Raw genomic sequence first — 24,042 nt, forward strand, 5'->3', positions numbered from 1 at the left:
CGGATAGTCAGAGCGACAACGCCTCTCATGCATGTCGCGATTGCGAGACGGCGCTCGCAATTGGTCTCCTCTTATCCACTGCGCGATGCTAGCAGAAGCAATCACCGCGCACTGTCAGAAATGATTAATGCGATACGAGGAGCATCGGCCTTCCCTGCTCCGGAGCCGGAGAGGTTAAAAAATTCCGAAGAATTATATTTTTATAATGTTTTCAGATTGTTAATTCTGAGGTGGGATGAGATTTTATTGGGATAAATTCGACGTGGTTTTAGGCACTGCGCCAATCGATCGATCGCGGCCAGGTGCTCATGATATTGTTAGCCGAACGATTGCAAGATAAGCGGCGACAGTGCCGCGAAACTCGCTTGTATCGAAAATATATCAATCAAGATGGGGAAAAATATGCGCTATCGAGCGCCGAAACTTGCAACGCTGGTTGCATCACTTCGACAACGTCGCCCGCACCGTATACTCGCCTTCCAACCCACCATGCTCAGGCCGCACGAAATACCGCGACGAATCCAGATCCGCCGGCAGCGGCTCGACCGGATAACCGTGCTTTTCCCACGCATCGAGCCCGCCCTTCAGCGCGCGGATGTTGTGGATCATCTTCTTGCGCTGCATCTTCGCGATGAGCCGCTTCGCGGTCGCCTCATTCGGGCACACGCAATAGACGACGATCGGCCGTTTCAGCATTTCCGGGTCGAGCAGGTCCGGCGAATCGAGATCGACCGGCACCGCGCCGGCAATCCGGTACGACTCGCGTTCGCGAATCGCTTTCGGCCGCGCGTCGAAGATCAGCGGCGGTTCGTCGGACGTCATCATCTCGACGAGCTGCGGCGGCGAGATGCGCACCTGCGCGAGATAGCGACGGAACTGCACGCGGCGCACCCACCGGTACAGCAGGAACGTGATGAAGATCGCGAGGAACGCGTCGAGGATCGTGCCGCCGCTCGCGCGCACCCACAGCACGAACTGGACGATCTGGTCGTGAATGGCCGCGCCGCCGATCAGCCAGAACGCCGCCCACAGCGACGCGCCGGCCAGATCCCAGAACAGGAACACGCCGGTGCCGATCGCGGTCGTGCCGAGCAGCGGCGCCGACACGAGGCCGAGGCCCGGCAGGAATTTCGACAGCACGAGCAGCGGCGCGCCGTACCTTTCGAATACATTACGCGCGAAGCGCAGCGTCGTGTCGAGCGACAGCGAGAAGCGCACGAGGCCGTTCAGCAGGCGCCGGCCGCGCGTGCGGCCCATGAAGAACCACAGCGAATCGGCCAGCATCGTCGCGCCGATCGCCGCCGCGAACATGCTGACCCAGGACGCCTGCCCCATCGCCGCCATCGTGCCGCCGAGAATCAGCATCGGCACGGCCGGCACCGGCACGCCGAGCTGCGTGATCAACACGCTCGCGAACACGGCCCACGGGCCGAGCGACGATGGAATAGCAATGGGAAAGTGCCACACGGCGGCGCTCCTGGAAGACATGCGGGCCGCGCGACAGGGCCGTCGGTACGGCGGCGCAACGGCCGCCGCGGCATGTCCGCGACCGACCGGTGCATCAGGGGCATTCTAAACGGGTTTGGCCTCGACCGCGCGGAACACGGGCCGTCGGCACGGGCTTTGCGCCCCGCGTGACGCGACCGCGACGGTCACACGTCGGAGCGCTGCGCAAGCTGCGCGACGTGTTCCGCGTAGTCGGGAAACTCGGCCGCCAGCGCGGCCGCATCCGCCAGCTCGAATTCCGCGAACTCGAACCCGGGCGCAACGGTGCAGCCGACGAGCGCGACGTGCTCCGGCGACGCGCAGCGCGCACCGAACCAGCTTCCGGCCGGCACGACCGCCTGGAATACGGTGCCCGGATGCGTGAGCGGGTTGCCGAGCCGGTGGATCGTCAGCCCGTCGCGCGCGTCGAGCACCCATACTTCGATCGGGTCGCCTGCGTAGAAATGCCAGACCTCGTCGGAGCGGATGCGATGCCACGACGAATACGCGCCGTCGCAGAGCAGGTAGTAGATCGCGGTCGACGCGGCACGTGGCGCGCCGTCGGCCGGACGCACGACCGGCTCGGTCGCGCGGTAGGTTTCACGGAAATAGCCGCCTTCGGGATGCGGTTGCAGGTCGAACTGGCGAATCAGGTCGGTCGCGGAAATCGGCATGGCAGATGACGTCGGTAAGGGTGAAAACCGGCATCCGGCGGGCTGCCCGATCGCGATTGATTCATGCGACCGGGTGCCGCCGGATGTCCCTGCGTCGATCGCCGCGGCCATGCGCACGGCGAACAAGCGGACACCGGCCGATGCTGCCAGAACTGCGTGCCGGGATGCAACCGCCGGTGCGCAACCGCATGCAGGCGAGCCGTATCGTCGACGCCCGCCGCGCCGTGTTGGACGACGCGACGCCGTAGCGCGCCCGCTTACGCAGGCATCCGGGATGCCGCGCGGCATCCTGCCGACTGCAGGCGCGGGCGCTCGTGCCGCAGCGGCAGCCGCCGTACGCCGTCGCTTACGCCGCCGACGACGCCCCCGCCTCGTCGTGCCGCACCAGCAGCACGGGCCGGTCGGCCGCGCGCAGCAGCGATTCCGCCACGCTGCCGAGCAACAGCCTGCGCAGGCCGTGCCGCCCGCTCGTGCCCATCACGATCAGGTCGGCGTCGGCTTCGGCCGCCGTGCGCATCAGCACCGTCGCGATGTCCTCGCCGTACGCGTCGAGCGCGCGCACCGTGCCGCGCACGTGCTGCTGCGCGAGCGCCGCTTTCGCGTCGTCGAGCACCGGCGTCGCGGCATCGGTCGCGGCCACATCGCCGTCGCGCTCGGCCGCGAAGCCGGCGTCGACGTCGACGAGCTGCGGCCGATGTTCGACGACGTACGCACAGGTCACTTCGCCGCCGGACGCCGAGGCGATCCGGATCGCCTCGTTCAGCGCGAGACGCGCGCTCGGGCTGTTGTCGAGCCCGACGAAAATCCGCTTGTACATGGTCCGTTCCTCCGACCGGGCGCGCGTCGCGCACTGCGCAACCACGGCCCGTTACCGCAAGCCGGCCCGGTGCCGGCTTGCCTGCCGAACAGTCTGCCCCACGCGCCGACGCGCAGGTTGACGCGCGTCAAGCGCGGCCGGCGCGCCCGTTGCTTCCCGCCGTTTGCCGCAATTTCAACCGACCCCATTACAAAAAATGTGTAAAGCGCGCACAATTTCATTCTCAAAATAGTCGTTGCACGCAGCCGGTGCGAGTTTCCCCCGGTTTTGCCGCGCTGCCCGAGTGCCCCGGGCAGCCCGAACAACAGAATGGCCATCGAATGACCGCCAGTGGAACCCCGACGCGGGACGCCCGAGGGCCCATGCGCCTCCAGATCATGTTACGCCAGCCGTTCGCGGCCGGCGTCGTTACGCTGTGCGCGGGCGCCGTGCTGTCGCTCGGCGTCGCGCTGCTCGTGCGCGAACAGTGGCAAGGCGCCGTTCACACGCGTTTCGAGCGCCGCACGACACACGTGACCGCGATGCTGCGCCACGAGCTGCAGGCCGGTGTCGCCGTGCTCGAAGGCGCGCGCGGCGCGTTCGGCCTCGTGCCGGACATGACGCCCGGCCAATGGCGCCGGTATGCGGAAACGCTCGATCTCGACAGCGGCCGCTCGCCGGTCCGGCAGATCGGCTATGCGCCGCTGACGCCCGCGGCGCGCGGCGCGCTGGCCGGCGCGAAGCCGCTGCCGGCCGATCCGCTCGCGGCAGCGACGCTCAGCGCCCCCGTCTCGAACTCGCCGGTCGTGCGCTTCGGCGCGTCCGACGCGGCGCCGCTCATGCGCGCGCTGCGGACCGGCGATATCGCGCTCGGCGTCCACCTTGCCGACGACGACGCGTCCCGCGACGCCCGCACCCTGACGCTGTTCCTGCCCGTGACGACCTCGCGGCTGGCCGCCGCCACGCCGTCCGGCACGCGCGAAGCCGGCGCCGACGGGATGCTGTTCGCGGCGCTGAGCCCGCGGCGCCTGGTCGAGCGCGCGCTCGACGCGGAACGCGGGATCGACCTGTGGATGACCGCCGGCGGCGATCCGCGCGCGATCGCCAGCGTCGAGACGACGACCGACGAAGCGTCGGCGTCACCCGACCTGATGCGTCGCACCGACGTGCTGAATTTCGGCGGCACCGCGCTGACGCTCGCCTATTCCGCGGACGGCCGACCGAGCGCGACCGGCGCGCAGCGGGCGGCCGGCACCGTGCTCGCGGCCGGGCTGATCGCGTCGTTCGGGTTCGCGGCGCTCGTCCATGCGCTGCTGCGCGGCCGCGCCGATGCCGGCGCGAGCAGCCGCGGCAGCCTCAACGAGGCGCGGATGATGGGCATCGTCCGTTCGTCGATGGAAGCGATCATCACGATCGATGAGAAGCAGACGGTCGTGATCTTCAACCCGATGGCCGAGCAGGTGTTCGGCGTGTCCGCGATGGAGGCGATCGGCGCGCCGCTGTCGCGCTTCATCCCCGAGCGGTTCCGCGCGGCGCACGCGAAACACGTCGACCAGTTCGGCGTGACGGGCGTGTCCGAGCGGCAGATGGGCCGCCAGCGCGTGCTGTTCGGGCTGCGGGCCAACGGCGAGGAATTCCCGATCGAAGCGTCGATCTCGCAGATCCGCGACGCGTCGGGCAAGCTTTATACGGTGATGCTGCGCGACATCACCGAGCGGCTGCGCGCCGAGAACGCGCTGAAGCAATCGCGCGAGGAATTGCGCGAACTGTCCGCGAACCTGCAGAACGTGCGCGAAGAGGAAAAGACCCGCATCGCGCGCGAGCTGCACGACGACCTCGGTCAGCAGCTCACCGCGCTGAAGATGGACCTGTCGGTCGTCGAGCAGCAACTGCGCATGCCGGGCCGCGCGCAGCCCGACGAAGGCGTGCAGACGCATCTGCAAGGCATGCGGCGGCTGATCGACGCGACGGTCGCGTCGGTGCGCCGCATCGCGGCCGACCTGCGGCCGGTGATGCTCGACGATCTCGGTCTCGTGCCCGCGATCGAATGGCTCGCGAACGATTTCACGAACCGCTACGGGATCGAGGTCGAGCGCCACATCGAAACGGGCGGCCTCACGTTCACCAGCACGGGCGCGACCACGCTGTTCCGGATCGTCCAGGAGGCGCTGACGAACGTCGCGCGCCATGCGGACGCGACACGCGTGACGTTGCGGCTCGACATCGAGGAAGGCGCTTGCGTGCTGCGCGTCGCGGACAACGGCCGCGGCGCGGCGCCCGGCGGTCCGGCCCACGAGGACAAGTCGTTCGGCCTGATCGGCATTCGCGAACGCGCACACATGCTGGGCGGCACCGTGACGATCGACACCGCGCTCGCGCGCGGTTTCTCGATCACCGTCGCGTTTCCGCTCGCCACCGTTCAACAGGACACGCTCATCACATGATCAAGGTGCTCATCGCCGACGACCATACGCTCGTACGCGACGGTCTGCGGCACATCCTCCAGAACGCCACCGGATTCGAGGTGGCCGGCGAAGCCTTCGACGGCCCGTCGACGATCGCGCTGGTGCGGGCGACGCCCGCGCAGGTACTCGTGCTCGACCTGTCGATGCCGGGCCGCAACGGCGTCGAACTGATCAAGCAGATCAAGGACGAGAAGCCCGCGCTGCGCGTGCTCGTGCTGACGATGCACGCGGAGCAGCAATACGCGGTGCGGGCGTTCCGCGCGGGCGCGTCCGGCTATCTGACGAAGGAAAGCGCGAGCGCGGAGCTGGTCGGCGCGGTCACGAAAGTGGCGTCGGGCGGTGTCTACGTGAGCCTCGCGATGGCCGAGCAGTTCGCGCAGAGCCTGAACGAGCCGGCCGAAACGCTGCCGCACCAGCGGCTGTCCGACCGCGAATTCGACGTGTTCCGGCGAATCGCCGCCGGCCAGACGCTGACCGAGATCGCCAATGCGCTATGCGTGAGCGCGAAGACGGTCAGCACCTACAAGACCCGGATCCTCGAAAAGATGCAGATGCCGCATGAAGCAGCGCTCGTGCGTTACGCGATGCGGCACAAGCTGCTCGACGAAACGGACGACGTGTAACAGACGACGTGTAACGGACGACGTCTAGCCGGCGTGGTGCGGGCCTCGCTCACCGGGCCCGCGCGCGAACGGTTACTTCGCGGGCACCGGGCACGCGAGGTCGCCCTCCTCGCAGGACAGATAACCCTTCAGCGTTTCGGTGCGCGCTTTCGTCAGATCGTCGAGACAGGTCGAGACGACCATTGGGTACGCACTGCCGCCCTCGGCATTCGCGCTCGAGAAATGGCATTCGGCATCGCGATATGCGATCCATGCGCGCTGCGCATCCACGAGCTTGTCGGCAAGCGGCCGCGCGTCGCGCAGGCGCGCGGTGACGGCCTGATAGGTCCGGTTCAGCTCCCCGTCGGATTTCTTGTACGCGCGGTCGGCACACGCCGTCATCGTCGCCTGATCCGTCGCGTCCGCACAATTCGCCTGCGCATGGGCGACGCCCGCCACCAGCGCCAGCGAGCCCAGCAGACCGGTCAAGACACGCATGGATGCTCCTTGTTGTTCGTTGAAGTGGGGAACCCGGTGCCGTGCTGCGCCCCGTGTGCATGGGCCGCGCTACCGCGGCGACATCGACCGCGATGCTAGCGCACGCGCGGCGGATTGTCAGCGGGGTGCCCGGCTGACGCCCGAGACGGGCGATTTCGCCGGTTGTCGTGTCTGCCCGATGGCGAAAGCATCGCATCGTCACGCATCATTGAAAAAGCCCGCACTCGTCACTGAAACGAGTGCGGGCTTTGCCGGTAAGCCTTCAGCCGCGCCCCCGAGGGGCCGCGAGACAACGGCCTGCTTAGTGACCGAAGTACACCGACGAGCGGTCGCTGACGGCCGGCACGACCGCGCGCTGGCCCGACTGCGACGTCGCGACCGGGTTCGAACCGTAGCCGGTGGCGTCGGCTTGCGCGCCGGTGTTCTGCGCGGCGGCGATCTTGGCCTGGGCGGCCTGGATGTTTTCCGGATAGTTGATCCAGTCGTTCGGGTTGTAGCCGGCCTTTTCGAGCTGGACCAGTTCGGCGCGCACTTGCGCGCGCGTCAGCGGCTGCTGGTTCGATTGGGCGAACGAGACGACCGGTGCGGCCACCAGGGCGGCCAGTGCAACTGCCTTGATCAGCGATTTCATGATGCGTTACCTCCAGGATTGTTTTGTCAGGCGCTTCGGACTCGGGGTCGTTGCGCATGAGTAGAAGTCTAGGAGGCACGGCTATCAGGGTAAATACTTAAATCGCAAATTCACTGTTGACCGAAACCATACAATCGCGCGGGAATAACACGATTCATCAGACGATTGTCGGCGATCGTGCACTGAATGCCGCGATCCGGTGCCCGGCACGCGCGGCGGCAGCATCGCGTGGAATCTGAACGGCTTCGTTACTGCGAAGCGCCCGTTGCGTCGGGCGCGGCCGGCACCGGCACCGGCGGTGGAGCCGGCACGGCCGACGGCGCCGCGCCGGCACCGGCGCTGCTTCCGCCCGTCGTACTGGCGCCTGCCGGCGGCTGCGCAGGCTGCGGCTGCTGCGATGCGCCCGCCGACAGCGCCGCGGCCGACGCGGCCACTTCGGACGCCGGCACCCATTCCTCGACGATGCCGCCGGATGCGGCATCCGGCGCCGACGCGGCCGAAGCCTCCGACGCCGCGCCCTCGTCGGCTTCGGCCGGGCGCTCGATACGCTGCGTCCTGACCGGCGCGGACGCTTTCTTTGGCTCGGGCGGGAACCACGTGTCGAACAGGTCGGTCACGCGCTCGCGCAGCGAGCCGAACCAGCCCGGCGACGGCTCGGTATCGAATTTGGCCTTCGTATCGACGATCCGGGCGCGTTGCGCGCGCTGGAAGAAATCGCCGACGATCGGCAGCGCGCTGTGCGCGCCCTGCCCCCAGTAATCGCTGCGCAGCGTCACGCGGCCGTCGTCGAATCCGACCCACGCGCCGGCGACGAGGCCCGGCTGCATCAGGATGAACCAGCCGTCCGCGTTGTCCTGCGTCGTGCCGGTCTTGCCGGCCACGTCGCCGCGGATGCCGAAGCGCGTGCGGATGCTGCCGCCCGTGCCGCGCGTCACGACGTCGCGCATCACGTCGAGCAGCGTCTTGTCGGTTTCGGCATCGAGCGCGCGTTCGGGCGGCGCCGGCGCGTATTCGGCGAGCACCTCGCCCTGGCGGTTCTCGATGCGCGTGACCATCTGCGGCTCGACGTACAGCCCGCCGTTCGCGATCGTCGCGTACGACGCGACCATTTCCTTCAGCGTGACCGGGCTCGTGCCGAGCGCGAGCGACGGCACGCGTTCGAGCGGGCTTTCGCGCACGCCCATGTCGCGCGCCAGCCGCGCGACGGCGCCCGGCCCGACCTTCTCCATCACCTGCGCGGTAATCCGGTTGCGCGACAGCGCGACGGCGTCGCGCAGCGTCATCGGTTTGCCGGTCGGCGGCACGTCGTCGTTCGGCCGCCAGATCTCGCCGCCCTTCAGCGCGATCTCGACCGGTTGGTCGATGAACGTATCCTCCGGCTTCATCCCGCTCGCGAACGCGGCGCCATAGACGAACGGCTTGAACGTCGAACCCGGCTGGCGCCGCGCCTGCGCGACGTGATCGAACGGCTCGCGGGTGAAGTCGCGGCTGCCGACCCACGCGCGGATCTGCCCGTCACGCGGATCGATCGCGAGGAAGCCGGCCTGCACGTCGGTCTTCGCCTTGCACAGCGCGTGCAGGAAGCCGCGGTCGGCCGCGAGCATCTTCATCGCCGCCGCGTCGTCCTTGCCGGCGTCCTGCGCGGCCTTGTACTCGGGCGATTCGCGCATGAAGGTGCGGAACACCTCGTTGTCGGTGCCGCAGCCGTCGCGGCCGCTCCACGCGTTGTTCGCGATGCCCTGCAACTGATTGCCCTGCAGCGTGAGCGCCTGCGTCGCCATCTGCTGGAGCCGCGAGTCGATCGTCGTGCGCACGATCAGCCCGTCCGAGTAGATGTTGTAGTCGTTGCGGTCGGCCCACGCGATCAGCCATTTGCGCAACTGCTGCGCGAAATGCGGCGCCGGCCCGGGCGGCTCCTTCTGGCGCTCGAAATCGATGCGCAGCGGCCGGCGCTGCAACTGCGCGAACTGCGCCGGCGACAGCTTGCCGTACTTCACCATCTGGCCGAGCACCGTGTTGCGCCGCTGCAGCGCGCGCTCGGGGTTCAGCACCGGGTTGTAGTAGCTGTTGCCCTTCAGCATCCCGACGAGCGTGGCGCTGTCGAGCACGTCGAGTTCGTCGGCCGACTTGTCGAAATAGGTGCGCGCGGCCATCTCGACGCCGTACGCGTTGTACAGGAACGGCACCGTGTTCAGGTAGGTCTCGAGGATCTGGTCCTTGCTGTAGACGGCCTCGATCTTCAGCGCGGTGATCGCCTCCTTCACCTTGCGCGTGAGCGTCGGTGCGCGGCCGATGTCGTCCGGATACAGGTTGCGCGCGAGCTGCTGCGTGATCGTCGAGCCGCCCTGGCGGCTGCCCGAGAACGTATGGAGCGCGGCCGACGCCGTGCGCTTCCAGTCCAGGCCGTGGTGTTCGTAGAAGCGGTGATCCTCGGTCGCGATCAGCGCGTCGACCATGTGCGGCGAGATCTGCTTGAGCGCCACCCATTCGCGGTTCGACGGCTTGAATTCGGCCAGCAGCTTGCCGTCGGCGGACAGCACCTGCGCGGGCTGGTCCACGCGCGCCTTGCGGATGTCGCCGATGCCCGGCGTGAACGGGACGAGCACGACCACGTACGCCGCGAACAGCACCGGCACGGCGGCGGCCGCGAGCAGCACGCCACGGCGCGTCGGGTGGCGGACGTGGTGCCACGCGGTGGCGGCGAGAGGCTTGAGCCGCGCGACGGCGGCAGCCGCGACGGGCTGGGCGCGGGCGACCCATCTGGCACAGAAGGCACGCACTGACGACACGTTTCGGCGATTCACGCGGGTGGAGCTCGGCTGAAAAGGCTGCATCGTACCAAACTCGCGCGGCCGGCCGACCCGCGCCGGCATGGCGCCGGCACACGCGGTGCGGTTTCGCGACGGCGCTCACGCAAAAAAGGCGCGTGCCCGGCAACCGGAACGACGCGCCAAACCTGGTACGACAACCTGAACGCCGCGCGACGAGGGCGCGACGGGAACGCGACAGCGGCGTGACCGGCGCCGCGGCTCAGCGCACGAGAAATCCGTACGTGAGCGGATCGCGCTCGTCGACGATCCAGTTCGCGAACCCGCAGATATGCGCGCTGCCTTCCACTTCCGGGATCACGGCCGGGATGTCGCCGACCGTCGTTTCGCGCAGCACGCGCCCCTTGAAGACCGTACCGACGATCGATTCGTTGACGAGCGTGTCGCCCGCCGCGAGCAGCCCGCGCTGGTAGAGCTGCGCGACCCGCCCGCCGGTGCCGGACCCGGTCGGTGAACGGTCGACCTCGCGATCCGCGAACACGCAGCAGTTCGCCTGCGTCGAACCCGCGTGGCGCGGCGCGTTCGCGATGATCGTGCCGTAGATATGGTTGATTTCCGGGATCTCCGGATGCACGACCGGATACGTCGCGTTCGCGGCCGCCTTCACTTCCGCGCCGAAACGAATCAGCTTTTCGACCGCGGATTCGCGCACCGGCAGGTCGAACGGCGCGCCGTCGACGTAGAAATAGAACGCGCCGCCATACGCGATGTCGCCGGTCACGGTGCCGAACGACGGCGTCTCGACCGACACGTCGCGCCGCCAGATGAACGACGGCACGTTGACGAAGCGCACAGGCCCCGCATGCTCGCCGTCCCACCGGACGAACGCCTCGATGAAGCCGCACGGCGCGTCGATGCCGACCCGCGTTTCCGGCACCGTGCGCTGCACCCAGCCGAGTTCGACGGCCGCCGTCGACAGCGCGATCACGCCGTGTCCGCAATGGTCGCTGTAGCCTTCGTTGTGCACGAAGATCACGCCGAAATCGGCGTTCGGCGACACGGGCTCGGTCAGATAGCCGCCGTACATGTCGGCGTGGCCGCGCGGTTCGAACATCAGCGCGCGGCGGATCTCGTCGGCGTTCTCCTTGAGCCACGCGCGGCGCTGGACGATCGTGTCGCCGGGCAGCCGCGGCAACCCGCTCGTGACGATGCGGAACGCCTCGCCGCCGGTGTGCACTTCGACGGTGGACAGGGATCGGGAAATTTTCATGGTCGATCGGATACGTTGAAACGAAGGACGGCGGCACGGCCGCCGTCCGATGAAGGCCGCGCGGCAATTACTTCGCGTACGGCTCCGGCAGCCCGTTGCGGATCACGTAGACGGTGGTCGGCGCGCCTTTCAGGTCGCCGTTCGCGTCGAACGAATAGGTGCCCGCGACGCCCGCGTAGTTCGACTTCGCGAGCTGCGCGATCAGCTTCGCCTTGTCGGTGGTCGTGCCGGCCTTGACCATCGCGTCGGCGAGCAGCTTCACGCCGTCGTAGTAATTGACGCCGTAGACCTGCGTATCGGTGTGATAGGCGTCGTGGTACTTCTTCAGGAATTCGCGTCCGGCCGGCGTCTTCTCGAGCGCGACGCCGCCCTGCGCGCAGTAGACGATCGACGCGGCCTCGCCCGCGACCTTGCCCATGTCGGCCGAGCAGATGCCGTCGCCGCCGAGCAGCTTCGCGCGCAGGCCGCGCTGCTTCATCTGCTTGGCCATCGGCGCGCCCTGCGCCGCATAGCCGCCGAGGAAGATCACGTCGGGGTTGGCGGCCTTGATCTTGGTGAGAATGCCGAGGAAGTCGCTGGCCGACGAATTCGTGTATTCCTGGTCGACGATCCTGATTCCGTTCGCCTTCGCGACGTTCATGAACTGTTCGGCGACGCCCTGCCCGTACGCGGTGCGATCGTCGATCACGGCGGCGGTTTTCGCGTTCAGCGTCTTCGCGGCGAACGTGGCCATCGTGCCGCCGAGCTGCTCGTCGCTCGCGCCGATCCGGAAGATGTTCTTGAAGCCCTGCTTCGTCAGCGCCGGGTTCGACGCGACGGGCAGGATCGGCACGCCGGCCGTCGAATACACGCGCGATGCGGGAATCGCGACGCCCGAGTTGTATGGCCCGAGCACCGCGACGACGCCTTTGTCGACGAGGTTCTGCGCGACCTGTACGCCGGCCTTCGGGTCGGCCTGGTCGTCTTCGGAAACCAGTTTGAACGTAACCGTCTTCCCGGCGACCTTCAACCCGGCCTTGTTGAGCTCGTCGACCGCGAGCCGCGCGCCGTTTTCGTTGTCCTTGCCGTTCGCGGCCTGCGGGCCCGTCAGCGGCGCCGAATGGCCGATCGTCACGACTTCCTGCGCATGCGCGGAAGTCAGCGCGCCGGCGGCAACGGCCACCGAGAGCGCGGTCAAAAGGTGTCGCATGATGTCTCCTGATTGGTTTTGTGTGAAACCAATGTAGGACACGCGTGGTCACATCGCAAGCAATTTCAAAATAATTATCGGTTTTTTGGTCATATTGAAGACCAGAACGAAGTCGGGCGCACGCACGTTATTTCGGCGCAATGTCGCGCCGCACGCGGCGGATGTGCTGTTCGACATAGAACGCAGCCGCATCGGCATCCCCGGACACGATCGCCTCGTAGATCAGCCGGTGCTCGGACACGTAGAGCCGGATCCGGCCCGCGTCGTAGATGCCGTCGTCCTTCAGCCGCTTCCACAACGGCTGATCCATCGTCTTCGCGACCTCGTCCGCGATCTTCACGATCAGCGCGTCGCCGGTCATCAGCGCGAGTTGCCGGTGAAACAGCCGGTCGCTCTCGTTCCACAGCGCGCGCTGGTGCGGATCGTCGACGTCGGTGATGGTTTCCATCTGCGCGAGATAGCGCTCGGCGCCCGGGTCGGCGCGACCATGGGCGGCCGCGAGGCGCGCGATCGCGGGCTCCAGGATCAGCCGCACGTCGAGCGTCGACGTCGGGCTGAAGTCGGCCTCGGACGCCGCGTGCGCGTCGCCGCGCTGCGCGAGCACGTCGAGCGGCGACGCGACGACGTAGGTGCCCGAATTGCGCTTCGTGAACACGAGCCCTTCGTTCTGCAGCGCGCCGAGCGCTTCGCGCACGGCCGGCCGGCCGACCTGGAACAGCGCCGCGAGCTCGCGCTCGGACGGCAGCCGCGACTCGGCCGCGTAGCGCCCCGCGCGAATCTCGTCGCGGATCTTCTCGGCTACCTGCTCGTAGATCTGCAGCGGCCTGAAACCGCCTTCGAGTGTATCGGGACGCGCGGACATCATCGTATGGCTCCTGCCCGTTCGCGGGCGTGGATCTGGAATGGGTTCGCACTATACCGGAGCGGCGCGGTCAACGCGGCTGCGGCGAGCCTTCTGGCCAGATATTAGAACCAAAATCCACGAAGCGCTTTATTTTCTGGGTTGCAGATGCGCCAGCAAGTGGTATAGATTCGATCCACACTGCCCTGTGTCACGGTATCCGGCAGACCTGCGGCGGGCGCGGCATGCGTCCGCCGTCCACGCTCACCGACGCCCACGACGGACACGATGACCGCCTTTTCCCCGATTCCCGTTTTCGACGCGGCCGACACGGCCGCACTGCTCGACTACCCGGCGCTGCTCGCCACGCTCAGGCAAGCGGTCGTCGACTATGCGGCAGGCGACATCGTCAGCCCTGAACGCCTGGTCGTGCCGCTGCAAGGCGGCGGCGTGATGCTGTCGATGCCGTCGAGCGCCCACGACCTCGCGAGCCACAAGCTCGTGAACGTGTGCCCCGGCAACGGCGCGCGCGGGCTGCCGACGATCCTCGGCCAGGTGACCGCGTACGACGCGACGACCGGCGAAATGCGCTTCGCGCTCGACGGCCCGACCGTCACCGGCCGCCGCACGGCGGCGGTCACCGCGCTCGGCATCCAGGCGCTGCATGGCACAGCGCCGCACGACATCCTGCTGATCGGCACCGGCAAGCAGGCGGCCAATCACGCGGAAGCGCTCGCGGCGATCTTTCCGGACGCGCGCCTTCACGTGCGCGGCACGAACGCGGCCAGCACGGCCGCCTTCTGCGCCGCCCACCACGCGCATGCGCCGCAGCTCGCGCCGCTCGACGGCGACGCGATCCCCGACGCGATCGACGTGGTCGTCACGCTGACGACGAGCCGTACGCCCGTCTACCGCGAAGCCGCGCGCGAAGGCCGGCTCGTGGTCGGCGTCGGCGCGTTCACCGCGGATGCCGCGGAGATCGACGCGAACACGGTGCATGGCAGCCGGCTCGTCGTCGACGATCCGGCCGGCGCGCGCCACGAAGCCGGCGACCTGATCGTCGCGCAGGTCGACTGGCAGCACGTCGCGTCGCTCGCCGACGTGCTGAACGGCACCTTCGCCCGCGGCGGCCCGCTGCTGTTCAAGAGCGTCGGCTGCGCCGCATGGGACCTGGCCGCGTGCCGCACCGCGCGCGACGCGCTGGCCGCGCGCCGCCCCGGCTGACCCGGCCGCGCAACCGTTCGCGCAATCGTTCACGCCGTTCGCGCGGCATCGCATCGTCGGATTCACACCGGCGGTTTCCCGTACGTGATGTAGGAAACGCCCTACACCGCGTCGAAGCGGCCTACACGAAGTTCCAATTCGGCCGATTTCAATTTCGGCGGCGCAACACGATACTGCCGGCATGAATGCCAGCCTGTCACCCGCCGCGCTCAGGGTGTTTCTCGTCGACCATGCGGTGGCCGTCCGCCAGCGGATCGCGCTGCTCGTCGGCGCGATCCGCGGGGTGGCCGTCGTGGGCGAAGCGGAAGACGGCCAGGACGCGTGGACGCATATCCGCAGCAGTCGCGCGGACGTGGTGATCGTCGACGTGCGGCTCGCGGACGGCAGCGGTCTCGACCTGATCGGGATGCTGTCGAAGGCCGCGCCGCGCATCGTCACGATCGTGCTGACGAACCACTCGGCGCCGGCATTCAGAGAGGCATGCGCGACGGCGGGAGCCGACTACTTCTTCGACAAGACCGTCGAATTCGACGCCGCATGCCGTGTCATCGAATCCCTGGCGCACGCTCGCGTGCGCCGCCCCTGACGAGCCGGAGCGACTCATGTCCACCGCCACCGCCTTCGCCGACGCGTCCGTCGTCCCGCGGCCAGTGATTCCGCTGCGCCCCGCCGCGCGCGCCGACGCCGCCAAGCATCCGGCCGCCCGCTGCTCGGCCTGCGCGATGCGCTCGATGTGCCTGCCGCCGGACCTGACGGCCGCCGAATACGGCCGCCTCGACGCGATCATCTGCACGACGCGCCAGGTTCGCCAGGGCGACGCGCTGTTCCGCACCGACGATCCGTTCCAGAGCATCTACGCGGTGCGCGCGGGGTCGTTCAAGACGGTGATGATGCATCGCGACGGCCGCGAGCACGTGACGGGCTTCCAGATCGCCGGCGAAACGCTCGGGATGGACGGCATCGGCGGCGGCCACCACTGCTGCGACGCGATCGCGCTGGAGGACAGCGTGGTGTGCATCATCCCGTTCGGCGCGCTCGAAGCCGCGTGCCGCGAGCTGAAGCCGATGCAGCACTTCCTCTACCAGATGCTGAGCAGCGAGATCGTCCGCGAATCGAGCCAGATGCTGCTGCTCGGCACGATGTCGGCCGAGCAGCGCGTCGCGCATTTCCTGCTGAACCTGTCGTCGCGATTCGAGGCGCGCGGCTATTCGGCGACCGAATTCAACCTGCGGATGACGCGCGAGGAAATCGGCTGCTATCTCGGGATGAAGCTCGAAACCGTCAGCCGGATGTTCTCGCGGTTCCATCGCGAAGCGCTCGTCGAAACGCGCGGCAAGCGCGTGCGCATCATCGACGCGCAAGCGCTCGCACGGGTCTGACACGCGGCGCCGGACTGACGGCGCCGCGTCACCGCATCGCGTTGCCGGTCGCCGCTGCGTCGCGCAGCGCGACCGTTGCGGCGCCTGCGTGCCACGCGATCAGCGCCTGCTCGGCCTGCGCGAACGCGCGGCGTAACGCATCGTCCACGTCGGCGCCGACGCACGGCGGCAGCGGCCGGCGCGTCGCGTCGTGCATCACCAGGTCCAGCCGCACGTCGTACCAGCGCGCGCCATCGGCCGCCATGCGCGATTCGATCGCGAGATGGCAGCCGTCGATCAACGCGCGAAACCGTTCGAGTCGCACCAGTTGCGCGCCGGCTTCGGCCTCGACCGCTGCCGAACCGGTGAATCCGAGGCAGGCGATCTGCATGCCCACGCCCATGTCGTGTCTCCTGACGGGGCCGCCCGCTCGTCGACCGCCTTGCATGTGCCGGCCGCTTCAGGATGCGGCGGCACGTGTTTCCCGTGGCGCGGCGCGCGTTTTCGCGCGCTGCCGGCCGATAGTCTGCCCGCGCCCGGCGGGCGCGGGACCGTTCATACGTTAAAGGTCTGCGACGCCTTCATTTCGATCCACGTCATGCCGGCGCGCAGCCCTTCGATCATCGCCTCGCGCTCCGTCGGATACGCGTGGCTGTGCTCGAACGTATGATGAAACCGCGCGGTGCCTGCACCGTGCTCGACCGACACGCGGCAGCGGAACTCGCCCGATTCGCACGGGCGCGTCTCCACTTCGACCGACCAGTCGCGTTCGTGAATGTTGCCCTGCAGTGTCATGCGCCCTCCTGCGGTATCAGTCTTCGAGCCGGAAGTGCCCGCTGTGCAGCAGCACCGGCCGGCCGCCGATTTCCTCGAGCATTCGCCGTGCCATCGCCTCGATGGCCGGCCGGTGCGCGTCGAATGCGCTCAGCAGATCGCGTTCGAGCAGCGATCGCGCGCCGAAATGGTCTTCCAGTGCCTCGGCCGTGACCGCGCACTGGACGCAACGCCCGTCGACCAGCGCGGAAAACGCGACGACCAGGTCGCGCGCGCAGTATTCCGGCGGCTCGGACGGGAAAACGATGTGCATCTGTCGGCCTGTCATCGTCGTGATGGCTCCATGACGAGAGCATAGTGGCGCGCGCGGCCGCGCGCTTGACCCACGTCAACCGGTTCGCCGCACCGCACGATCGCGGCGCGGCCGCGCGACGCCGCTTTTGCGCGCTTCAGCCCGCGTCGGGCTCGATCGCCGCGCCGCGCTCCGCGAGCAGCTCGCGCAGCACGCTGCGGTGGCAATGGCTTTCGTCGTCGCAGTAGCAGCCGATCGAGAACGCGGTGGTCGCCGACAGCGCGGCCAGCAGATCCAGTACCTTGGCCGGATCGCCCTGGGCCATCTCCGCGCGGAAGTGGCGCCTGAACGCCTTCCATTCCGCGTCGGTTGCGGCGGCCTGCGCCTGCGCGACGAGTTCGGGGCTCGGCGACAGCGTCGGCAACCATACATCATAGTAGTTGCGCGACGCGAATTCCGCCTTCGGTACACCGCGCGGCGGCCGCCGCACCGTGCCGATCCGCAGGCCTTCGCCGGCCGCGCGCGGCGTGCCGAGCTGGATGATCCGGATGCCCATGTCGCTCCTTCATTCGTCTGCGTTGCGTGCGATCCCGTGATCGTACCGCCGCGCCCGCCCCGGCGTCAGCCGGGCAGCCCACATGACGGCCGCCCAACAAAAAACCGGCTGCTCCCGCGACGGGAAACAGCCGGTTCGTCATCGTTGCGCGCCGAAGCGCGCCGCGCTCAGACGCCGCTCTTCAGCACCTTGCCGATCGCGTCCGCGACGATGCCGACGTTCGAGTCGTTCAGACCCGCCACGCACATCCGGCCCGAACGCAGGATGTACACGCCGTGCACTTCGCGCAGCGCGTCGACCTGCGTTTCGGTCAGGCCCGTGTACGTGAACATCCCGCGCTGCTTCACGTAGCGCGTCAGCGCTTCGCCGCTCACGTGGTCGCGCAGGCCGTCGTGGATCGACTGGCGCATCCGCGCGATGCGGCGGCACATCGCCGACAGTTCCTCTTCCCACTGCTTGCGCAGCGCCGGCGTGCCGAGCACGGCCGCGACGACCTTCGCGCCGTAAGTCTGCGGGTTGCTGTAGTTCGAGCGCACGGCGCCGGCCAGCTGGCCGAGCACGCGGTCGGCCGCGGCGGCGTCTTCGCAGACGACGCTCAGGCCGCCCACGCGCTCGCCGTACAGCGAGAAGTTCTTCGAGAACGAGTTCGCGACGAGCGTCGGCACGCCGCGGCGGGCCAGCTCGCGCACCGCGAACGCGTCCGCGTCGAGGCCCGCGCCGAAGCCCTGATACGCCATGTCGACGAACGGCAGCAGCCCGCGCGCCTCGATCACGTCGATCAGCTTCTCCCACTGGCCTTCGTCGAGGTCGACGCCGGTCGGGTTATGGCAGCACGCATGCAGCAGCACGATGCTGCGCGCCGGCAGCGCGTCGATCGCCGCGAGCATCGCGTCGAACTTCAGGCCGCCCGTCGCCTCGTCGTAGTACGGATACGTATTCACCGTGAAGCCGGCGCGCTCGAAGATGAAGCGATGGTTTTCCCAGCTCGGATCGCTGAGCCACACCTGCGCATCCGGGAAATAGCGCTTCAGGAAATCCGCCCCGACCTTCAGCGCGCCCGAGCCGCCGAGCGTCTGCAGCGTCGCGATGCGGCCGGCCGCGCGGGCCGGGTGATCGGCGCCGAACACGAGCGATTGCACGGCGTCGCGATACGCGGCCAGGCCGACCATCGGCAGGTACGGCTTCGGGCCGCTGTCGCGCTGCAGCGCGGTTTCGGCTTCGCGCACGGCGCCCAGCACCGGAATCCGGCCTTCGGCGTCGAAATAGATCCCGATGCTCAGGTTGACCTTCTGGTCGCGCGGATCTTTCTGGAAGTTCTCGTTGAGCGTCAGGATCGGGTCGCCCGGGTACGCGTCGATGTGTTCGAACATGGCTTGAGTCGGTCTCGTTTGGAAGAATGGTCGGTCGTGGCCTGCGTCAGCGTGCGGAGGCGCCGTCGTGCACCGCAAAGCCCGCATTCTTCTGACGGAAGCGATACCCGATCGCGAGCACCGCGAGCCATACCGGGATCAGGTACACCGACAGGCGGAGATCCGGCGTCAGGTACATCACGACGAGAATGCCGGCCATGAATGCCAGGCACAGGTAATTCGTGAAAGGATAGCCCAGACTGCGGAAGGAAGTCTGCTCCCCGGCAGCACGCTTGGCCTGGCGGAACTTCAGGTGGATCACCGTGATCATCGCCCAGTTGATGATCAGCGCCGACACGACGAGGCCCATCAGCACCTCGAACGCCTTGCCCGGCATGAAGTAGTTGACCAGCACGCACACGCCGGTCGCGAGCGCCGACGCGCCGAGCGCGGCGAGCGGGATGCCGCGCTTGTTGACCGAGCACAGCACCTTCGGCGCGTTGCCCTGCTGCGCGAGGCCGAACAGCATCCGGCTGTTGCTGTACACGCCGCTGTTGTAGACCGACAGCGCGGCCGTCAGCACGACGACGTTCAGCACGTTCGCGACCAGGTTGCTGCTCAGCGCGTGGAAGATCAGCACGAACGGGCTGCCGCCGGTGACGACCTTCTGCCACGGATACAGCGACAGCAGCACGGCCAGCGCGCCGATGTAGAAAATCAGGATGCGGTAGATGACCTGGTTGGTCGCACGCGGAATGCTGCGCTTCGGATCGTCGGCCTCGGCCGCGGTGATGCCGATCAGCTCCAGCCCGCCGAACGAGAACATGATCGCGGCCATCGACATCACGAGCCCCGACACGCCGTTCGGGAAGAAACCGCCGTGCTGCCACAGGTTCGCGATGCTCGCTTCCGGCCCCGCATGGCCGCTCGCGAGCAGCCAGCCGCCGAAGCCGATCATCCCGACGATCGCGGCGACCTTGATGATCGAGAACCAGAATTCCGTCTCGCCGTACGACTTCACGCTGGCCAGGTTCAGCAGGTTGATCGCGACGAAGAACACCAGCGCCGACACCCAGGTCGGCACGCCGGGCCACCAGTACTGCACGTAGATCCCGACGGCCGACAGTTCGGCCATGCTGACGAGGATGTACAGCACCCAGTAATTCCAGCCGGACAGGAAGCCGGTGAAGTGGCCGACGTATTTGTTCGCGAAGTAGCTGAACGAGCCGGCGACGGGCTCGTCGACGACCATCTCGCCGAGCTGGCGCATGATGAAGAACGCCACGATGCCGGCCACCGCATAGCCGAGCAGCACGGACGGGCCGGCCATCTTGATCGTCTGCGCGATGCCGAGGAACAGCCCCGTGCCGAGCGCGCCGCCGAGCGCAATCAGCTGGATGTGCCTGTTCTTCAGCCCGCGCTTCAGGCCGTCCTTCTCGTTTCCAGAAACCATGTCTTCTCCATTCTGCCCGCCTCCGCCGGAAGCGGTGCGGCGCGCCTCGGTGTGCCGGGCGCTGTTTTACTGTGCCGGCGGCCGTTCGTGGGGGCGCCGGGTTGGGGACTGCAATCTTCGCGTGGTGGCGGCATCCGATTCGCGTCGGCGTGCCGGCCTGATTGGCCGCCGACTCGTCCGCCCACGCCGCATGGCTGCGAACGCACACGAAAATCCGGCGGTCAGTTTAGCGTCGCGACCGCGAAATCGGGTTGCGTAACCCGCTCATGCAAACCCTACATTATGAGATAAGATTGCATCGAGGAGACAGATGAGGAAACAAAAATGCCTGAACCGGTTCTCGATCGCATCGATCGCCACTTGCTGTCGGTGCTGCAGGAGAACGGCCGCGCATCGAATCTCGACCTGGCGAAGGCCGTCGGCCTGTCGCCCGCGCAGACGTTGCGGCGCCATCGCCGGCTGGAGGAAATCGGTGCGATCCGCCGTTACGAAACCCGGCTGTGCGCCGACACGCTCGGCTTCGGCGTCACCGCGTTCGTGCACGTGACGATGGAGCGCGGGCATATCCGCGATTTGTCGAAATTCCAGAAACTCGTGTCGGATCTCGCGCAGATCCAGGAATGTTTCTCGGTGACGGGCGACATCGACTATGTGCTGAAAGTCGTCGCGCACGACCTGAAGGGATTGTCGCGATTCCTGCTCGAGACGCTGATGCGCATCCCCGGCGTGAGCGGCGTGCATTCGAGCGTGTGTCTCGACGAGATCAAGTGTACGAGTGCGATGCCGGTGGAAAGCTGACGCGCCCGGCGCACCGGGCGGATGCGTTTACCGCACCGCCTCGAACGCACTGATCAACAACGCCCCCGCCGCGATCACCACGCAACCGCCCGCCCGACGCGGCGTCAGCCGCTCACCGAGATACACGCGCGCAATCAGCGCCGCGAACACCACACTCGTCTCCCGCAGCGCCGACACCGGGCCCATCGGCGCGCGGTCCATCGCCCAGATCACGATGCCGTACGCGAGCGCCGCGAACACGCCGCCGCAAGCGGCCTTCGCCGTCTCGCCGGCATTTTGCGTCAGCCGCAGCGGCCCCGCCCGCAGCCGGTAGTACGCGGCCATCATCGCGCCCGTCAACACGAACATCCACGCGGTATAGCCGACCGTGCTGCCGCTCTCCCGCACACCGATCCCGTCGACCACGCTGTACGCCGCGATCGACACGCCGGTCGCGAACGCCGTCGGCAGCACCTGCGTCATCCGGTGTTTCGCGCCGCGTCCGCGTTCCAGCCCGATCGCCAGGATGCCCGCGCAGATCAGCACGAGCCCGCATTGCGCGCCGATGTTCAGGTGCTCGCCCGCGAACGCCGCCGCGCCGAGCGTGACGAGCAGCGGCGCGGTGCCGCGCGCGACCGGGTACGCGACGGTGAGATCACCGTGTTCGTACGCGCGGACGAGCAGCAGCGTATAGACGACGTGGATCACGGCCGATGCGACGACGCAGAGCCAGCTCGCCGGCGTGATCGGCGCGGCGGCCGGCAGGAACAGCAGCGCGAACAGCCCGATCGCGATCTGCAGCACCGTGGCCGAGCGCAGCCGATCGCCGCTGCTGCGCACCAGCGCATTCCATGACGCGTGCAGGAACGCCGCGCACAGAACGGCAAACAGAACGGGGATCGGCACGCTGGCTACTCCTGACGGTCGGAAGCCGCACGGTGCACGGCAGGCGTTCATCCTATGAATGCGTCACCGAATTGTCAAAAAAGCGTCGCGCGACGTTCCGTAAAAGATCGGTCCGGCTGCCCCTATCCGCCCGCCCGGCGCCGCTTGCGCCGCAAACGCCCCGCACGCCGCGATATGTGACGCGTAGGTTGCCGACGATCCGCCCCTTTCCGTTCTCTTTCGCATTGCGCCGCGCCGTAATGAAACCGATACCGCAACGCAACCGTCGCGAAAACACTCCGTCCCCATATCTTCATACGCGGCTGTTCCAATGCGCGTGCTCCCTTGCGAGCTCTGCGCCGAACCGACACGGCGACGGGGCCGCTCTCCACCACCGAAGACCCTTTTGGAGTTTCCCGATGTTCCGTCAAGCCTTGCTCGTCACCGCCTGCGCAGCCGCGGCGCTGGCGCTGTTCGCCTGCGGCGGCAGCGACGATTCCACGCCGACGGCCGCCGTGTCGTCGCAGGATGCGCTGCAGACCGCCACGCCGATCAAGCACGTCGTCGTGATCTACGGCGAAAACATCTCGTTCGACCACTACTTCGGCACCTATCCGAACGCGACGAACCCGTCGGGCGAACCGGCGTTCACCGCGAAATCCGGCACGCCGACGCCGAACGGCCTGACGGGCACGCTGCTCACCGCGAACCCGAACTTCACGAACACGGCCAACGGCACCGACGCGGCGAACCCGTTCCGCCTCGACCGCACGCAGGCCGCGACCGCCGACCAGAACCACGCGTACACGGCCGAGCAACAGGCCGAGGACAACGGCCTCGCCGACCTGTTCCCGAAATACACGGGCAAGGGCTCGTCCGGCGGCGCCGGCGCGTTCGGCACGAAGGGCCAGGTGATGGGCTACTTCGACGGCAACACGGTGACCGCGCTGTGGAACTACGCGCAGCGCTTCGCGATGAGCGACAACACGTTCACGACGGGCTACGGGCCGTCGACGCCGGGCGCGCTGAACGTCGTCGCGGGGCAGACCAACGGGATGCAGATCGTCAAGACGTCGAAGCAGCCGTCGACGCTCGCCGCCAGCTCGTACTACATCAACGACGGCCAGGGCGGCCTCACGATGATCAACGACGTCGACCCGGGCTTCGACGTGTGTTCGAGCACGACCGACCAGGCGATGATGACCGGCAAGAACATCGGTGACCTGCTGAACGCCGCGAAGATCACGTGGGGCGGCTTCATGGGCGGCTTCAACCTGTCGACGACGAACGGCAACGGCACGACGGGCTGCGCGCGCAGCACGGTCGCGACCGCCGTGAACGCCGCGACGGCCGACTACATCCCGCACCACAACTGGTTCCAGTACTACGCGTCGACGGCGAACCCGCAGCACACGCGTCCGAGCGCGGTCGCGGCGATCGGTTCGAGCGTCGAGACGGACGGCAAGACGGCCGAACCGGCGAACCACCAGTACGACACGGACGACTTCTTCGCCGCCGTGAAGGCCGGCAACTTCCCGTCGGTCAGCTACCTGAAGGCGCCGGCCGCGCAGGACGGGCACGCGGGCTACTCGGATCCGCTCGACGAGCAGGCGTTCGTGACGAAGGTGGTCAACTTCCTGCAGCAGCAGCCGGACTGGCAGAACACCGCCGTGATCGTCACCTATGACGACTCGGACGGCTGGTACGACCACGTGTACACGGCGCCGACGCACGCATCGTCGGACCCGGTCGACCAGCTCAACGGCGCCGGCAAGTGCGGCACGGGCGGCACCACCGGCGTGAACGGCGCGACCGTGAACGGCCGCTGCGGCCCGGGCGTGCGCATTCCGCTCGTCGTGATCTCGCCGTACGCGAAGCAGAACTACGTCGATCACACGATGCTCGACCAGTCGTCCGTCGTGCGCTTCATCGAGGACAACTGGCTCGGCGGCCAGCGTATCGGCGGCGGTTCGTTCGACGCGACGGCGGGCGACCTGCGCAACCTGTTCGACTTCACGTCGAAGCCGAACACGACGCCGCTGTATCTCGACCCGACGCTCGGCACCGCATTGAGCGCCGCACCGTCGATCTGACCGTCACGGCCTGACCGCATGGCCGGCGCAGCACGCGCCGGCCGTTTCCATTTAACGCGCCG

23 protein-coding genes are annotated in these 24,042 nt (G+C 67.9%); 7 read left to right on the forward strand and 16 right to left on the reverse strand.

Annotation, left to right across the window (positions count from 1 at the left end):
- Positions 1-441 precede the first annotated feature (441 nt).
- From HWX14_RS12755 to HWX14_RS12765, 3 genes are all read right to left on the reverse strand, one after another.
- On the reverse strand, positions 442-1,467 hold the full coding sequence (locus HWX14_RS12755; protein ID WP_175883040.1) for a DedA family protein/thiosulfate sulfurtransferase GlpE: 1,026 nt from the start codon (positions 1,465-1,467) through the stop codon (positions 442-444).
- 185 nt (positions 1,468-1,652) lie between these two features.
- A complete protein-coding gene (locus tag HWX14_RS12760; RefSeq protein ID WP_175883041.1) occupies positions 1,653-2,159 on the reverse strand; it encodes a cupin domain-containing protein in 507 nt (168 codons plus the stop codon).
- Positions 2,160-2,505: 346 nt separating this feature from the next.
- Positions 2,506-2,976 carry a universal stress protein gene (locus HWX14_RS12765; protein ID WP_175883042.1) on the reverse strand — a complete coding sequence of 157 codons (471 nt, stop codon included), beginning with the start codon at positions 2,974-2,976 and terminating at the stop codon, positions 2,506-2,508.
- Between the two features lie 320 nt (positions 2,977-3,296).
- Here HWX14_RS12765 and HWX14_RS12770 point away from each other — a divergent pair, with 320 nt between their 5' ends.
- Complete coding sequence (locus HWX14_RS12770) at positions 3,297-5,399, forward strand: PAS domain S-box protein (protein WP_175883043.1); 2,103 nt, start codon at positions 3,297-3,299, stop codon at positions 5,397-5,399.
- Positions 5,396-6,043 (forward strand): response regulator transcription factor, encoded by a 648-nt coding sequence (locus tag HWX14_RS12775; protein WP_006479054.1) that lies wholly within the window; start codon positions 5,396-5,398, stop codon positions 6,041-6,043. Before HWX14_RS12770 ends, HWX14_RS12775 begins: the two co-directional genes overlap by 4 nt.
- Positions 6,044-6,115: 72 nt before the next feature.
- Here the strand turns inward: HWX14_RS12775 and HWX14_RS12780 are convergent, their stop codons facing one another.
- From HWX14_RS12780 to HWX14_RS12805, 6 genes are all read right to left on the reverse strand, one after another.
- Entirely contained in the window at positions 6,116-6,520 is a 405-nt protein-coding gene (locus HWX14_RS12780; RefSeq protein ID WP_175883044.1) for a lysozyme inhibitor LprI family protein, read from the reverse strand.
- 301 nt (positions 6,521-6,821) lie between these two features.
- Entirely contained in the window at positions 6,822-7,151 is a 330-nt protein-coding gene (locus tag HWX14_RS12785) for a DUF4148 domain-containing protein (protein ID WP_105132824.1), read from the reverse strand.
- Between the two features lie 248 nt (positions 7,152-7,399).
- Positions 7,400-9,985 carry a transglycosylase domain-containing protein gene (locus HWX14_RS12790; protein WP_175883045.1) on the reverse strand — a complete coding sequence of 862 codons (2,586 nt, stop codon included), beginning with the start codon at positions 9,983-9,985 and terminating at the stop codon, positions 7,400-7,402.
- A gap of 196 nt (positions 9,986-10,181) precedes the next feature.
- Positions 10,182-11,189, reverse strand: coding sequence for a trans-3-hydroxy-L-proline dehydratase (lhpH, locus tag HWX14_RS12795; RefSeq protein WP_174430016.1), 1,008 nt, complete (start codon positions 11,187-11,189; stop codon positions 10,182-10,184).
- 67 nt (positions 11,190-11,256) lie between these two features.
- Entirely contained in the window at positions 11,257-12,378 is a 1,122-nt protein-coding gene (locus HWX14_RS12800; RefSeq protein WP_175883046.1) for a branched-chain amino acid ABC transporter substrate-binding protein, read from the reverse strand.
- Positions 12,379-12,505: 127 nt separating this feature from the next.
- Positions 12,506-13,243, reverse strand: coding sequence for a GntR family transcriptional regulator (locus HWX14_RS12805; protein WP_175883047.1), 738 nt, complete (start codon positions 13,241-13,243; stop codon positions 12,506-12,508).
- Between the two features lie 264 nt (positions 13,244-13,507).
- Here HWX14_RS12805 and lhpI point away from each other — a divergent pair, with 264 nt between their 5' ends.
- The 3 genes from lhpI to HWX14_RS12820 all read left to right on the forward strand — a co-directional run bounded on the left by lhpI (position 13,508) and on the right by HWX14_RS12820 (position 15,822).
- Positions 13,508-14,443 carry a bifunctional Delta(1)-pyrroline-2-carboxylate/Delta(1)-piperideine-2-carboxylate reductase gene (gene lhpI, locus HWX14_RS12810; RefSeq protein WP_175883048.1) on the forward strand — a complete coding sequence of 312 codons (936 nt, stop codon included), beginning with the start codon at positions 13,508-13,510 and terminating at the stop codon, positions 14,441-14,443.
- A 181-nt stretch (positions 14,444-14,624) separates the two neighbouring features.
- A complete protein-coding gene (locus tag HWX14_RS12815) occupies positions 14,625-15,029 on the forward strand; it encodes a response regulator transcription factor (protein WP_175883049.1) in 405 nt (134 codons plus the stop codon).
- Between the two features lie 16 nt (positions 15,030-15,045).
- On the forward strand, positions 15,046-15,822 hold the full coding sequence (locus HWX14_RS12820) for a helix-turn-helix domain-containing protein (protein WP_175883050.1): 777 nt from the start codon (positions 15,046-15,048) through the stop codon (positions 15,820-15,822).
- Positions 15,823-15,850: 28 nt separating this feature from the next.
- Here HWX14_RS12820 and HWX14_RS12825 read toward each other — a convergent pair whose 3' ends face one another.
- The 6 genes from HWX14_RS12825 to HWX14_RS12850 all read right to left on the reverse strand — a co-directional run bounded on the left by HWX14_RS12825 (position 15,851) and on the right by HWX14_RS12850 (position 20,225).
- The gene (locus tag HWX14_RS12825; RefSeq protein WP_175883051.1) at positions 15,851-16,204 is read right to left on the reverse strand and encodes a metal ABC transporter ATPase; all 354 of its coding nucleotides are present in this window, start codon (positions 16,202-16,204) and stop codon (positions 15,851-15,853) included.
- A gap of 152 nt (positions 16,205-16,356) precedes the next feature.
- The gene (locus HWX14_RS12830) at positions 16,357-16,596 is read right to left on the reverse strand and encodes a UDP-glucose 4-epimerase (RefSeq protein ID WP_175883052.1); all 240 of its coding nucleotides are present in this window, start codon (positions 16,594-16,596) and stop codon (positions 16,357-16,359) included.
- A gap of 16 nt (positions 16,597-16,612) precedes the next feature.
- A complete protein-coding gene (locus HWX14_RS12835) occupies positions 16,613-16,903 on the reverse strand; it encodes a DUF1488 domain-containing protein (RefSeq protein WP_175883053.1) in 291 nt (96 codons plus the stop codon).
- Positions 16,904-17,024: 121 nt separating this feature from the next.
- Positions 17,025-17,423, reverse strand: a complete 399-nt coding sequence (locus HWX14_RS12840) for a DUF488 family protein (protein WP_175883054.1) — start codon at positions 17,421-17,423, stop codon at positions 17,025-17,027.
- Between the two features lie 167 nt (positions 17,424-17,590).
- Positions 17,591-18,793, reverse strand: a complete 1,203-nt coding sequence (locus HWX14_RS12845) for an amino acid aminotransferase (protein ID WP_175883055.1) — start codon at positions 18,791-18,793, stop codon at positions 17,591-17,593.
- 46 nt (positions 18,794-18,839) lie between these two features.
- A complete protein-coding gene (locus HWX14_RS12850; RefSeq protein WP_175883056.1) occupies positions 18,840-20,225 on the reverse strand; it encodes an amino acid permease in 1,386 nt (461 codons plus the stop codon).
- Positions 20,226-20,549: 324 nt separating this feature from the next.
- Between HWX14_RS12850 and HWX14_RS12855 the strand changes: the two genes are divergently transcribed.
- Positions 20,550-21,023: an Lrp/AsnC family transcriptional regulator gene (locus tag HWX14_RS12855; RefSeq protein WP_175883057.1), complete on the forward strand. Its 474-nt coding sequence runs from the start codon at positions 20,550-20,552 to the stop codon at positions 21,021-21,023.
- Between the two features lie 27 nt (positions 21,024-21,050).
- On the opposite strand, the gene HWX14_RS12860 is transcribed toward HWX14_RS12855, so the two are convergent.
- Entirely contained in the window at positions 21,051-21,959 is a 909-nt protein-coding gene (locus HWX14_RS12860) for an EamA family transporter (protein ID WP_175883058.1), read from the reverse strand.
- Positions 21,960-22,306: 347 nt separating this feature from the next.
- On the opposite strand from HWX14_RS12860, the gene HWX14_RS12865 reads away from it, so the two are divergent.
- Positions 22,307-23,980 (forward strand): alkaline phosphatase family protein, encoded by a 1,674-nt coding sequence (locus HWX14_RS12865; protein ID WP_175883059.1) that lies wholly within the window; start codon positions 22,307-22,309, stop codon positions 23,978-23,980.
- Positions 23,981-24,042 lie beyond the last annotated feature (62 nt).

The sequence above is a fragment of the Burkholderia sp. BCC0044 genome (genome assembly GCF_902832955.1).
GTDB lineage: Bacteria > Pseudomonadota > Gammaproteobacteria > Burkholderiales > Burkholderiaceae > Burkholderia.